General features: G+C 70.0%; 13 protein-coding genes. 2 read left to right on the top strand and 11 right to left on the bottom strand.

The features are described from left to right. Nucleotides 1-392: 392 nt before the first annotated feature. The 11 genes from ACFXDE_RS42745 to ACFXDE_RS42795 form a co-directional block, all read right to left on the bottom strand. Entirely contained in the window at nucleotides 393-1037 is a 645-nt protein-coding gene (locus ACFXDE_RS42745) for an L-threonylcarbamoyladenylate synthase (RefSeq protein ID WP_380499626.1), read from the bottom strand. Nucleotides 1038-1100: 63 nt separating this feature from the next. Next, entirely contained in the window at nucleotides 1101-1847 is a 747-nt protein-coding gene (locus tag ACFXDE_RS42750; protein WP_380499628.1) for a phytanoyl-CoA dioxygenase family protein, read from the bottom strand. 26 nt (nucleotides 1848-1873) lie between these two features. After that, nucleotides 1874-2662, bottom strand: a complete 789-nt coding sequence (locus ACFXDE_RS42755; RefSeq protein ID WP_380499629.1) for a creatininase family protein — start codon at nucleotides 2660-2662, stop codon at nucleotides 1874-1876. After that, entirely contained in the window at nucleotides 2659-3450 is a 792-nt protein-coding gene (locus ACFXDE_RS42760) for a class I SAM-dependent methyltransferase (protein WP_380499630.1), read from the bottom strand. The genes ACFXDE_RS42755 and ACFXDE_RS42760 overlap by 4 nt, the downstream gene beginning before the upstream one ends. Beyond that, nucleotides 3447-4106 carry an HAD family hydrolase gene (locus tag ACFXDE_RS42765; protein WP_380499631.1) on the bottom strand — a complete coding sequence of 220 codons (660 nt, stop codon included), beginning with the start codon at nucleotides 4104-4106 and terminating at the stop codon, nucleotides 3447-3449. Before ACFXDE_RS42765 ends, ACFXDE_RS42760 begins: the two co-directional genes overlap by 4 nt. Then, the gene (locus tag ACFXDE_RS42770; protein ID WP_380499632.1) at nucleotides 4103-4543 is read right to left on the bottom strand and encodes a hypothetical protein; all 441 of its coding nucleotides are present in this window, start codon (nucleotides 4541-4543) and stop codon (nucleotides 4103-4105) included. The genes ACFXDE_RS42765 and ACFXDE_RS42770 overlap by 4 nt, the downstream gene beginning before the upstream one ends. Beyond that, nucleotides 4540-5577, bottom strand: a complete 1038-nt coding sequence (locus tag ACFXDE_RS42775; RefSeq protein WP_380499633.1) for an enolase C-terminal domain-like protein — start codon at nucleotides 5575-5577, stop codon at nucleotides 4540-4542. Before ACFXDE_RS42775 ends, ACFXDE_RS42770 begins: the two co-directional genes overlap by 4 nt. After that, nucleotides 5574-7619, bottom strand: a complete 2046-nt coding sequence (locus ACFXDE_RS42780; protein ID WP_380499634.1) for a hypothetical protein — start codon at nucleotides 7617-7619, stop codon at nucleotides 5574-5576. The genes ACFXDE_RS42775 and ACFXDE_RS42780 overlap by 4 nt, the downstream gene beginning before the upstream one ends. Next, nucleotides 7613-8710: a hypothetical protein gene (locus tag ACFXDE_RS42785; protein ID WP_380499635.1), complete on the bottom strand. Its 1098-nt coding sequence runs from the start codon at nucleotides 8708-8710 to the stop codon at nucleotides 7613-7615. Before ACFXDE_RS42785 ends, ACFXDE_RS42780 begins: the two co-directional genes overlap by 7 nt. 308 nt (nucleotides 8711-9018) lie before the next feature. Then, nucleotides 9019-9246, bottom strand: coding sequence for a hypothetical protein (locus ACFXDE_RS42790; protein WP_380499636.1), 228 nt, complete (start codon nucleotides 9244-9246; stop codon nucleotides 9019-9021). Continuing rightward, nucleotides 9243-9686 carry an ATP-binding protein gene (locus ACFXDE_RS42795; protein WP_380499637.1) on the bottom strand — a complete coding sequence of 148 codons (444 nt, stop codon included), beginning with the start codon at nucleotides 9684-9686 and terminating at the stop codon, nucleotides 9243-9245. The genes ACFXDE_RS42790 and ACFXDE_RS42795 overlap by 4 nt, the downstream gene beginning before the upstream one ends. A 146-nt stretch (nucleotides 9687-9832) precedes the next feature. Here ACFXDE_RS42795 and ACFXDE_RS42800 point away from each other — a divergent pair, with 146 nt between their 5' ends. Continuing rightward, the gene (locus ACFXDE_RS42800; RefSeq protein WP_380499638.1) at nucleotides 9833-11050 is read left to right on the top strand and encodes a helix-turn-helix domain-containing protein; all 1218 of its coding nucleotides are present in this window, start codon (nucleotides 9833-9835) and stop codon (nucleotides 11048-11050) included. Between the two features lie 27 nt (nucleotides 11051-11077). After that, nucleotides 11078-11551, top strand: coding sequence for an NUDIX domain-containing protein (locus tag ACFXDE_RS42805; protein ID WP_380499640.1), 474 nt, complete (start codon nucleotides 11078-11080; stop codon nucleotides 11549-11551). The last annotated feature ends 130 nt before the right edge of the window (nucleotides 11552-11681 follow it).

Here is an 11681-nt window from a genome sequence, read left to right on the forward strand (position 1 = left end):
CGGCCCGCGCGCCGCCGGGCCGGGCGGCGCGCGGCGCTGGTGGAGTGGGGCGAGACACCTGCCGGAAGTATCCCGCTGGAGCTCTTTCGGGCTGGTGGGAGAGCATGTCTCAGGCAGCGATGTGTGCAGGCCGACGGCCGGTTAGGGCGGAGTGCAGGGCAGTTCGGGCTCGGGAGGCACCTGCGGTGGCCACGTCCGCGCCATCGCGGGCCGGGGGAGTTCGGGAGGTCAGGCCGGCGCACGGGCGGCAGACGCCCGGTCGCGGTACGGTCCCGAACACACGGTTCAGGGCCTGTGCGGATGGGGCTCGGCATGGCACCAGCGGGCGGATCAGCATCAGCCAGCGGATCGCGACCTACGAGGACGATTCGGAGCTGTCCTCGCGCTCTCGGTCATGACACCTGGCGGCCGAGCACAGCGGAGATCGCGCGCTGGTGGACAAGACCAGTGCGGACGAGACGGGCTGCCGGTGTCGAGCAGTCGACGATGGTGAGGTGGTTGGCGGCCGGCGCGACTCCTCCGTCGAGGATGACGGTCGCCTTGACGCCGGTGGAGTCCAGGAAGCGCTGGACCTCCCCGATCGTGATCGCAGGGCCGGGCGCGTCGACTCCCGCATCGCCTGAGATGTTGACGGTCGTCGCGGCCACCGGCGTTCGGGCCGCCGTCGCGAGGGCGCCGAGTGGGCCCGACGAATTGGTGGTGAGGGCCGGCGACCCGACTGCAGGGTTCTGTACCCCGACGTCGACGCTCTGCCAGGGCAGGAGCATGGCGAGGTTGCCGGGCCAGAAGGCGTCGGCCAGTTGCCTGGCCTCGGGATGGATGACGAACTGCTTCTCGCACGCCTCCAGGGAGGGGGTGACGAGTACGAGGGACTTGGCGCGTGGCCGCTGCTTGCCGTCGAAGATGCTGTTGCAGGCGGCCAGATTCGTGGCGTCGGCGCAGATCATGTACCAGCGCTCGGTGGGCACGATGACGAGTTCGCCAGCTTCCAGGGCACGGGCGGCGGCGTTGAGCTGTTCTGGCGGGATCGGTCGCATTGGTGTCCGTCCGTCTTGGGAGTCAGTGGACGGGCCGGGCGTGATCCCGGCCCTGCTGGGAGTTCACGCGGGCTGCGGCAGCCCCGGGTAGTCGAGCCACGGGTCTTGCAGCGCCAGCAGCCGCCGCCGCGCGTGGTCGGGGTGCTCTACGCGGAAGTACGCCATAATTCGTGGCCCCGGGCTGAGGTTGCGGCCAACGGCGTGGGGGACGAGGTGGTGCATCAGCAGCAGGTCGCCGGGCTGGCCGAGGAACGGGATGCCGGCGTGGGCGTCGATGTCGGGAGGGACCTGCTCGGTGATGCCGAGCGACCACTGGGTGCGGAACCACTCGGCCATGGCCAGGTGCCCGCCTGGTTGGTAGCGCAGGGCTCCGCCGTGCGGGTCGGTGATGTCGGACAGCACTACGCCGACGAGCAGCGAGAAGGTCCGAAGCTCGTCAGGGTCGAGGTGTGGGCAGGCGACGCCGTCCACGTGCATTGCCTTCTCCGGCTGGGCTTGTTCGAGTTGGCCCTCGGGGATGCGGATCTGGAGCTGCACGGTGGAGACGGGGCGAACGGCGCCGAGCAGGTCTTGGGCGAGCTCGGCGGCCGGGGACGCGGAGAAGAGCGCGAGCAGGTCGGGGTGGCTTCCGAGCTCTGGCGCGAAGGTCCGCCGTGTGTACGCGTTGATGAGCTCGGGATTCATCGAGTCGCGGTACCAGTCGGTGACCAGTTCACTGGCTCGGACGATCTGGTCGTCGGGGACGGCGCCGCGCCTGACGAGCAGGCCGTCGCGCATGAAGGCGTGCTTCTCTGCAGCGGTGAGGGCCACGGGATCTCCTGGTAGGCCGGGGGCAGTTACGGGCTGTGGTTGGTGAGGTGGGTGAGCACGTGGCCGGCCGCATCAAGGGCGCTGTCGAGAATGGCTCGGCCGGCGTCGGCGGTTGCCCGGCGCGGGTCGCCTCCGATGACGCCGCAGGTGGCGATGGTGGTGTCGCCGGAGGTCCACGGCCAGGTCGTGCCGCGGTCCAGGACGAGCCGCTTCGCCTCGGCACCGTTGGCGGTGAAGTCCGTTGGGAGGCTGTCGAGATGGACGTCCTCGGGCGCGAGTACGAGCATCATGGCCGTCTCGCGGATGCCCGCGTGGATCTCCGGGACGGTCTCGCCGCCGACCTGGACAGTGGACAGCGAGGCCGGGTGGATGACGCAGACGGAGAAGGCGGGCGCGCGCCTCAGCTCGTGGAGGGCAGGCTCCAGGATTCCCCGGTTGCCGCCGTGGCCGTTGATGATCAGGAGCGTTCGCGCAGGGGTCGCCCGCAGGTGCTCCGTGACCACGGCGTCGAGCAGGGACATGAAGCTCGCTATCCGTAGCGACACGGTTCCCGGCGACCAGGCGTGTTCGAGCGAGAGCCCGTACGGGATGGCCGGCAGCGCCCACAGGTCGTGCTGTTCGCCGTACCGCTGGACCAGCAGGCCGGTGAACCGCTCCGCGATCACGGTGTCCGTGTTGAGCGGTAGGTGGGGACCGTGCTGCTCGTGGGAGCCGATGGGGAGGCAGAGCACGGATTCGGTGGTGAGCTCGGTCAGGACCCTGGGTGCGGCCAGCCGCCCGTACTGGCGGGCGGCCGGGCCGTCTGCTCGTATCACTCGGTGCCCCGCCGGCCGATGCGGATGAGGAACTCGTTGTCCTCCGGGAAGACGTCCTCGGTGCTGTGCTCAGCGAGGGCGGTCTCCACAGCCGCCTCGAACTCGTCAAGGCGGCCTCCGAAGAGGTGCGGTGCGGCGAAGCTCGTGGAGTAGAGGTAGCCGAGGATGCTGTTGGTGCTCCACGTCCGGTGGACGGGCACCCGGATCTCCTCGACCCGGTTGAACGGCGACTCCTCCATGATCTCGCTGTAGGGCCGGTTGTGGTGCTTGAAGGTGCTGTTGCCGGCGCGCCGTTCCTCGCCGAGGAAGCTCTGGACGACCGCGCGCACGGACTGCTTCCAGGGGCTGTCGGCGGTCCAGAAGCTGTTGTCGCCGAAGATGGCGACGGCGCCGCTGGGGGCCACCTGGTCGTCGAGGAGGGCGAGCACGGTGGCCTGGTCGAGCCAGTGGAAGGCCCGGCAGATCGTCACGAGGTCGGCCTGCCAGCCGCTCGGAGGCTTGAAGTCCTCGGCCGTCGACTCGATGAGCGACAGGCTGGCCCCGTCAGGGAGTTGGGGTCGGAGGGCCTCCTCAGCGGCCTTGAGCATGTCGGCGTCATTGTCGATGGCGATGATGTCGTCGAACCGGCCGAGGAGGGACTCGGCGACCAGCCCGGTGCCGGTGCCGATGTCCAGGAGCCGGCGGGGCTTGCCGGGGGCGACGGCCTGGTCGAGGACGGTCGCGACCTCCTCGGGGATGCCCGGGCGGTACTGGCGGTAGTAGCCGGCGGTGCCGGTGAACAGGCTCATGGGTTCCTCAGATCGATTAGGTGGAGGACGTGTTGGACTGCGTCGGCGAGATCGTGGGCGACGAGCACGTCGTGTTCAACGAGGACGTGCTCGTCGGGGACCGTACGGCCGTGGGAGAGCCAGACGGCGGCGAATCCGGCGTTTGTGGCGCCGCTGATGTCGCATTCCCAGTCGTCGCCGACATGGACCATGGCCGATACCTGGTGGGCGTCGGCGACGGTCCAAAATGCGCGGCAGTCGGGCTTGGCGAACCCGATGCGGCAGGACGGGAAGTGGGCGCTGACCCACGGAGAGAGGAGCGCGAGGAGCCGGTCGGGGTCGGCCTCGGTGCAGGTCACGTTCGAGAGCGTGACCACGGTGGCGCTGCTGCTGAGTTGCTGAAGAGCCTCGATGACTCCGGGGAGGAGGACGAGGGGGGAGACGGGCAGATCCGTTGGGAAGTCCGACTGCTTGATCTCCAGTTCCGCGCAGACCTGCTTGATCACGGCGTCGGTGATCTCCGGGGCAGTGTGCAGGACGTCCCGCATCACGCGCCGGGCCTGCTTCGGGCCGAGCGGTGAGACGACGGCGAGCCGGGCCGCCAGGCCAGGGCCCTGCGGGTTTCCGAGGGTTCCCCCGATGTCCAGGCTGACCAGTCGACTGACTGACCCACTCATGCAGCGTCACCCCCGGCCGGGGGCAGGGCAGAGACGATGGCGGCGATCCGCGCCGTACGGATCTGGGTGGTGGTGGCCTCACCGAGGAAGGTCAGCGCGTACCGCAGCTCGGCCGCATCGAGCGCGTCCAGGTCGCGGCTGCCGGCCTGGGCGGCGCCCGCCAGGTCAGCGGGGACCACGCGCGGGCGAAGTCCGTGCGGGAGGTGGAGGGTTCCGGCCCAGAACGGGCTGGGCGCCTCGATCGTTTCCAGCGGCCGGAGCACGGTGACGTCGTCGAGTGTGAAGATCCGTACGGCTGCGGCCCCTTGGCCGAGGTCAAGGATGCCGGAGAGGAAGGTGTCGTGTCCGTCGAGTCGTCGGTCCAGGACGAGGAGCAGGCCGTGTTCGTCGTGACGGGTTGTTCCTTGGACAGGGAAGGTGCCGATGGTTCGGGTCATCGCAGTCTCCGGGGTTGGGTTCCGAGTCCGGGGGCGTCAGGGGCGGGAAGCAGCCCGCTTTTGGGTATCCAGGGCTCGGCGTAGAGGAGTTGGCGGCGCGGTTCCCACTGGCGGCGGTACTCGACGGCCGGGACGTCGTCGGGGAAGGCGGCGGCGAGGTGGATGCCGGGCACCATCGAGCGGCCGTGGGGGTAGACAGGGACACCGGCCTCGCGAACGCTCGTGATGATCTCGACCGCACGAGTGAGGCCGCCGCAGCCGACGACGTCGATGGTGAGCGCCGTGGGCCGAGCGAAGTCCAGGAGGGTGTCCAGGTCCTCGTCGGGTCGCAGGCGCTCGCCCACCGCGACCGGTACGCCAGCATCGGCCAGCTGGCTGTAGACGCGCAGGTAGTGCTCCGGTAGCGGGTCCTCCAGCCAGGCCAGCATCGGCTGATCAAGGCGGCCGGCGACAGCAGCAGCGAGCTGCGGACTCCAGGTGCCCACCGCGTCGACGGCGAAGGGCTCGCTGATGACCGCCGCAGCATCGGCCAGTGCCGCGACCAGATTCCTGGCCTCGGCGGCGACGTTCGTCCCCTTGCGCCGACGCAGTCCCCACTTGGTGAAGGCCCAGCCCTCTTCGAGAACCTGGGCCAGCGCACCGTGGCTAGCGGGGCCGCTGAGATCCAGGCGGAGCCAGGAGGCGTACGCCGGTACGGCCTGCGTCCTCCGTCCTGATGCCAGGAGGTCGGCCACCGGTTTGCCGACCAGGCGGCCGTGGAGGTCCCACACCGCGCAGTCGATCGCTCCGACTGCCCAGTCCGAGACCTCCGGTACGGCTGCCCGTATGCGCGGTCGGAGGCCGTCGTGATCAAGCAGCGAGGCACCGACGACTGCGGGGACGATCGCCTCCACTGCTCTGCCGACCGCCGTGCTCACGGGCCCGTACCAGCCGGTCTTCCCGGCACCGTGGACCGCGACGAAGACACTGTCGTCCCCGGACTCCGCCACGCCTACCGGCACGGTCTCCACCTTGTCGATGAGCGGCTCCGTCATCGGGCGGCCTCCAGCCTGGTGACCAGCCGACCAGCAGCCCGGAGCAATCCGGCGGTGTCCAGGCCGAGCTCGCGCGCGAGGGCGTCCTGCGACATCGGTCCCGGCGGCTCGCGCCAGCCGATCACGTCAACCGGCCGCCGCAGGCGCCCCGCCAGCAATCCCCACACAGCTGCCGGATGCCCGAGCGTGACGACCAGGACCGCGGAGCGCTCGCCCAAGTAGTGATCGACCTCGGCGTCAGTCAGGCCCTTGGGCCAACGCCCAGGATCGCCGAGAACGGTGAGGTCGAGAACGCCCACGACGCGGATTCGGCAGCTCAGCCGGTCGCTGAGTACCGGCACCGCCGCCGTGACGGCTTCGGCCGGCAGGTCTCCCGCCACGACAATGGTGAGGTCAGGATCCTCCTCGTCGCTCAGGTGAGGCCAGATCGCGAGCCCGCGTGCCAGTTCCTCCTCGGCGGTCTCAAGCGGGAGCCGCAGTTCGGTGTGCTTGCCCGCGACCAGGACGTTGACGCGGCCCGTCGAGTTCAGCGCCGCGTCGAGCGCGGCGGCCGTCCGCTGCGTGTCGGCCGGAACCAGCACGGTCACCGCAGGGTCCTCCGTCGCGAGCAAGGCCGTGGCGAGCGACGGATCGCCGTGGGTGAAGACGTTGTGCCACCCGTACGAGGTCAGCAGCAGATTGAGGCTCGGGAACGCCTTCTCCTCGGCGAGGCGACGGTGCTTGAGGTGGCCGACGATCCCGGCGGTCAGAAGCGGGGCGAACGCCTCGTAGGACACCAGGACCCCGCGCCGACCACTGCTGATCCAGCCGGACAGCCAGCCGAGGAGCACCTCCTCGGCCAACACCTCGGACACCCAGGACTCGTCCCGCAGTGCGCCGAGGCGGTTCGAGGACAGCTCGTCCGGGCTGAAGACCCGGAAATCACCGGCCCTGGCATGCCTGCGGAGAACACCGCCTACCGCCTCCCCGAAGTGGGCGGCACCGCCGAGAACGACCGGCTTCGGCCCCTCTCGGGCTGGGCGTCCAGGGCCGACCACAGAGCATCGCGCGGCAGACTCCAGAGCCTCGGCCAGTGCGCCGATCGGCTGGCCGTCGTGGTCGAAGAGCTCCGCGGGCTGGTACGACGCCAGCCACCTTTCCATCTGGCTGCGCTGGGCTTCGTTCCGGCGGGCCCCTTCAAGTGGAGTCTTGTGGGCCGCAGCTGTCCCGAGCACCTGCCGCCCATCGACCGCCTCCGGTCCGCTCCAGCCCTTCACGCAGCGGAGAAACACAGCCGTCCGTGAGCCGTCAGCGACCTCATGAGCGGATACAACCAAGGCGTCCCGGAACGCCTGGTGCTCATCGGCGCTGGCCGCCGCCACGTGCACCACCCGGCCTCGCCACCCGAGGCCGGCCGCGTACGCAACGAGCTCGGCGTCGCTCATCGCTCCCAGCAGCGATCGGTCACCCATGCGGAAGCCGTTGACGTGGACGATTGGCAGGACCGCGCTCCCCTGCAGAGCCCGAGCTGCAAGCCACGACGCCGCCGTTGTGGGGGTCTCGCATTCTCCGTCGCCGACGATGGGCACCATGACCCGTCCGGGCACGTCGAGCGCCATGCCGTGGCTGAACGCGAGCGCGCCACCAAGGCATCCGCCGGGTGCCGCTCCCGCCGGCAGCAGCGGATGGGTTTCCGCACCGAGGCCGTCGACGTCAGGGAAGTTCCGGGCCAACCGCCTGAGCCCGGCTACATCGCGGGAGTACTGCGGGCGTACGGCTGCCAGCTCGCCGGTAAGCCAGGCGTAGGCGAGCTGGACCACCCCTGCGTGGCCGGCGCCGATCACCGGAACCAGTTCACGGCCGGGCCCCAGCTCGCCAGCAGCGAGAACGGTGTGGGCGAGGGCCCACACCGTTCCAGGGACGGTGCCCCAGTGACCGGCGGGGCGAGGCTTGACGTGGTCGGCCTGGAGCGGCTCGGTCAGCAACTGGTTGTCATCGAGGTGCAGAAGTACCACCGCCGCATACGTGGCTGCCCTCCACAGCGCGTCGGCCCGGTTCAGCATGGCGGCACCAACTGCTCATCGCCGAACGTGAAGTACCACAACGGCCGGTAGCACTCCCATGCCGCCGGGCGGAGGCCGGTCGGTCCGACGATGTCCTCGATGGCCCGGCGGGCCTGGAGGTAGTACTCCAGAGAGTCGGAGCCTTCTGCCCGGAGGCCTGCCATGATGGCGTTGTGCGCCTGGTACACCTGGAAGTTGGGGAACTCGGTGACGAACGGCATCAGCTCGGCCACACCACTTCGAAGGTCGGCGAGCCGGTCCAGGCCGACGATGTAGGTGAACGAGGTCGCGTGGCCGGCGCCCATCGCCCGCCGCAGGACCCTGGGCATCTCCTCGGCGGTGAGCGTCGCCTTGCTTGCCTTCAGAAGCAGGTCCCTCCGGCTGAAGCATTCCGCGGTGAGCCGCAGCACGAACGGGGCGACGCGCTCCGCCAGTTCCGCGAACGCCTCGCTCGTGCGGATGACCGAGGTGAGGAACCCGATCCGAGCGCCGATCCCGTGGGCGGCGAGCACGTCACGAAGTCCTATTAGATGGTCGACGGCCGCCCGCTCCCGCTCGAAACAGCCGGTCGACACGGTGACCTCACGAAGTTCGGCCAGGTTGTGGCGGGGGTGCTGCTCGACCATCGCGGCCAGCAGTTCGGCCAGCTCCCGCTCCTCCGAGAGACGGGGATCGGCGGCGGCCTCCAGGGTGTTCGGGCAGAACGAGCACCCAACGCAGCGGCTCCGGGCGTTGGGGTTGAGCGTCGCGGCCCGCCCGTCGTCCCGGAAGTACCCGCCGACCGCCTCGTCGGCGGCGACGCGGTCGACGGAGCCGACGACGACGCCGCCCAGCGACAACTCGTCGCCGACCAGGTGGAACGGCGAAGCCTTTGCGTTGAGCGGGACGATCACCATCCAGGCGACGTCCGGCCGGGTCGTGAGACGAACCGAGATCCGGGCGCGGTGACGGCCGTGGGCGGAGGAGATCCCGAACAGGTTGATCGCGATGAGCAGGGCGTCCTCCACCGGCACGCCGTAGCGCTCCGCCATGCCCCTGACCGCCGGAAGCGTGAGGACCGCTGCCGGTTTGCTGCTGATCGCTGCTTTCATGATCCACTCTCCGTCACTGGCTCGACCGGGCTCCGCTGCCCTGGCCGTCGTTCTCTGCTGGATCTGCCTCGCTCCCCTCCACTGGTCGGGGAGGATGAGCCCGTGTGGGCCTGCCGGTGTCCGTCCGGCAGGCCCACACGGTTCCTTCGCTCAGCGGCCGGGGTACGGCGGCTGCGGGGTCGGCGGTGCCGGCGGCGGCGGGGGCGGAGGCGGCGGAGGCTGGGGCGCCTGCAGGCGCGCGATGGACGACATGGCAGTGTTCCCTTCTCGCTCGGTGGTGCGTGTGGCGACGAAGCGTGACTCCGTTGTCATGCCTCGGGTTCGACCGCGGGGTGCTGCTCAAGGTCGCGGTCGGGCTCGTGATCGGCCGCCAGGACGGGGCCGAAGTGATCGGAGCTGAGCCGGTGGTCGGCTGCCACTCCGAGCAGGGCGAGGACGATGAGGTGGCCGAGCGCCCAGAGCCAGGTGAGAACGGCTTCGACGGGATCCCGGTGAGCAGCGCGGTAGATGTCTTCGTGCGGCTGGTAGTTGGTCATGCCGCATCGGTCCTGAGCTCGGCCCAGACCACGGTGCCGTCACTCGTCGCGTCAACGCCCCAGCTCTCGCACATCCGGCTCACGAGGAGGAGCCCCCGGCCGTTCTCGGCCAGGGCGGATGGGGCGGGCCGGTCGACGGGCCCGGGCCCCGCGTCCGTGACCTCGATTCGCAGACCGCGCGGCTGAGGTGCCAGGCGGACGTCGAAGCAGCCGAGGCACGACGCCGCGCCGTGAAGAACGGCGTTGGTGCAGAGCTCGGACGCGACCAGCTCGATGTCCTGGACGAGTGGCCTGTCGAACTTCCATGCGCCGACGACCCCCCTAATCAGCGCCCGGGCCAAGGGCACGGAGGCGTGAGCGCGCAGGAAGCTCATCTGCACCGACAGGCAGCCGGCCACCTCGATGGCTTCCTTTGCTCGAAGGTCCTGACGTGCCACCACGATCAACCCTCCTCGTTGCCCAATCACCCGTCAGGCAGATCTGCTTGAGGGCGAGTCAGAACGCTAGGAGGATGGATGGTGGGGAACCCGGAAAATCCTTCCGGGGTAGGCAGCGGGAGCGCCCTCAGGCTGGGAGCATGCCTGGAATGAGTGAGACGCTGAGCATCGGCGAGCGCGTCGCCTGGTACCGCCGTCGACGCGGCATGCCCCAGGAGGTTCTGGCCGGCCTCGTCGGGCGAACAGCCGACTGGCTGAGCAAGGTCGAGAACGGCCGCATCGAGCTCGATCGGCTGTCGGTCATCAGGGCGCTGGCCGATGCCCTCGACATCCGGCTCGGCGACCTGCTGGCGGAGCCGTCACTCCTCGACTGGCCCGGTGATGCCCAGGGCGGAGCCGTCTCGAAGCTGCGCGAAGCGCTCATGGACTACAAGCAGCTCTCGCCGTTCCTGGCGGCCGACGACGCCGAACAGCCGCCCGACCTCGACATCCTGCGCGCCGAGGTGGGCTCCGCCTGGTCCGCCTACCAGGACGCCAGATACTCCCGCGCGACCAGACTCATCCCGGACATCCTCTCCCAGGCCCAGCGCGCGGTGCGCATGTACGAGGGCGATCAACAGCAGCAGGCCAAGGCGTTGCTCGCGATGGCCTACCAAGGCGCCGCGATGGTCCTGACGAAGATAGGCGAAGCCGACCTCGCCTGGATGTCGGCCGACCGCGGCCTCACAGCGGCCCAGGAGTCGGGCAACATCGTCGTCACTGGCTCGCTGTTCCGCTCGGTCTCCCACTGCTTGCTCAGCAACGGCCGCCTCACCGCCGCCAGGGACTTGGTCATGAACTCGGCCTCGTTCCTGGAGGCCGGCTTGGAGGACGGCTCCCCGACCTACCTGTCGATCTACGGCACCCTGTTCCTCGTCGGGTCGATGGCCGCCGCAAGGATCGAGGACCGGAGCACGGTGCGCGACTTCCTCGCTGAGGCGGACCGGGCCGCCCAGCGCCTCGGCCACGACGCCAACCACATGTGGACGGCCTTCGGGCCCACCAACGTGGCCATCCACCGCATCTCGACCGCCATGGAGCTCGGCGACGTCCAGATCGCCCTCGACCAAGGGCCGCGCGTGGACTCCTCGACCCTGCCACTCGAACGCCGAGTGCGGCACTCACTCGAAATCGCCCGCGCCTACAGCGCACAGAACCGCATGGACGAGGCCCTCGCCCTCGTACTGGACGCCGAGGAGCTGGCCCCCGAGCAAGTCCGCTACCACTTCATCCCCCGACACCTGGTGACCAACTGGGTCCGCCAACAGCGCGGCAAACCCAGCTACTTGCTGGCAGGTGTCGCGCAGCGGCTCCAGATCGTCGCGTGACGCGGCTGGGCGGCTACAGTCGTCGCCATGAGCGACTCCCAGTCCCACGAGGTCGTGGCCCAGCCCCGCACCGCCGCCGGCGTGCTCTTCTTCGACGAGGACGACCGCATCCTCCTCGTGAAGCCGACCTACAAGCCTGGCTGGGAGATCCCCGGCGGCTACCTGCACGCCGGCGAGACCCCGAGCGAGGGCGCGGCCCGTGAGGTCAAGGAGGAGCTCGGCATCACCCCGCCGATCGGCCGCCTGCTCGTCGCCGACTGGGCACCCCACTCCACCGAGGGCGACAAGCTCCTCTTCGTCTTCGACGGCGGCATCCTCCCCGTCGACGAGCTGGACAACATCACCGTCGACCAGGTCGAGATCGGCGAGTACGCCTTCCACGCCACCGACCAGCTCAACGCACTCCTCATTCCGCGCCTCGCCCGCCGCGTCCACGCCGCCTGCGTCGCCAGGACGCAGTCCGCGACCGTCTACCTGGAGCACGGAGCGACTCGCGCGTAGGGCCTACGCCTCACGGTGGCTCCACGGAGCTCTCCTGCGGCAGCCTGTGGACGTGATTTTCCCGCCTCGGCGTGGCGGGGGGGGGGGGGGGGGCGGGGCCCCCCCCCGGGGGGGGGGGGGGCCCCCCCCC

This window comes from Kitasatospora sp. NPDC059408, from assembly GCF_042751525.1.
Lineage (GTDB): Bacteria > Actinomycetota > Actinomycetes > Streptomycetales > Streptomycetaceae > Kitasatospora.

Excerpts from the sequence above, each read along its gene's own strand:
- ACFXDE_RS42745 (WP_380499626.1), bottom strand. The coding sequence starts at position 1,037 with ATGCGACCGATCCCGCCAGAACAGCTCAACGCCGCCGCCCGTGCCCTG.
- ACFXDE_RS42760 (WP_380499630.1), bottom strand. The coding sequence starts at position 3,450 with ATGAGCCTGTTCACCGGCACCGCCGGCTACTACCGCCAGTACCGCCCG.
- ACFXDE_RS42765 (WP_380499631.1), bottom strand. The coding sequence starts at position 4,106 with ATGAGTGGGTCAGTCAGTCGACTGGTCAGCCTGGACATCGGGGGAACC.
- ACFXDE_RS42770 (WP_380499632.1), bottom strand. The coding sequence starts at position 4,543 with ATGACCCGAACCATCGGCACCTTCCCTGTCCAAGGAACAACCCGTCAC.
- ACFXDE_RS42775 (WP_380499633.1), bottom strand. The coding sequence starts at position 5,577 with ATGACGGAGCCGCTCATCGACAAGGTGGAGACCGTGCCGGTAGGCGTG.
- ACFXDE_RS42780 (WP_380499634.1), bottom strand. The coding sequence starts at position 7,619 with ATGCTGAACCGGGCCGACGCGCTGTGGAGGGCAGCCACGTATGCGGCG.
- ACFXDE_RS42785 (WP_380499635.1), bottom strand. The coding sequence starts at position 8,710 with ATGAAAGCAGCGATCAGCAGCAAACCGGCAGCGGTCCTCACGCTTCCG.
- ACFXDE_RS42790 (WP_380499636.1), bottom strand. The coding sequence starts at position 9,246 with ATGACCAACTACCAGCCGCACGAAGACATCTACCGCGCTGCTCACCGG.
- ACFXDE_RS42800 (WP_380499638.1), top strand. The coding sequence starts at position 9,833 with ATGAGTGAGACGCTGAGCATCGGCGAGCGCGTCGCCTGGTACCGCCGT.
- ACFXDE_RS42805 (WP_380499640.1), top strand. The coding sequence starts at position 11,078 with ATGAGCGACTCCCAGTCCCACGAGGTCGTGGCCCAGCCCCGCACCGCC.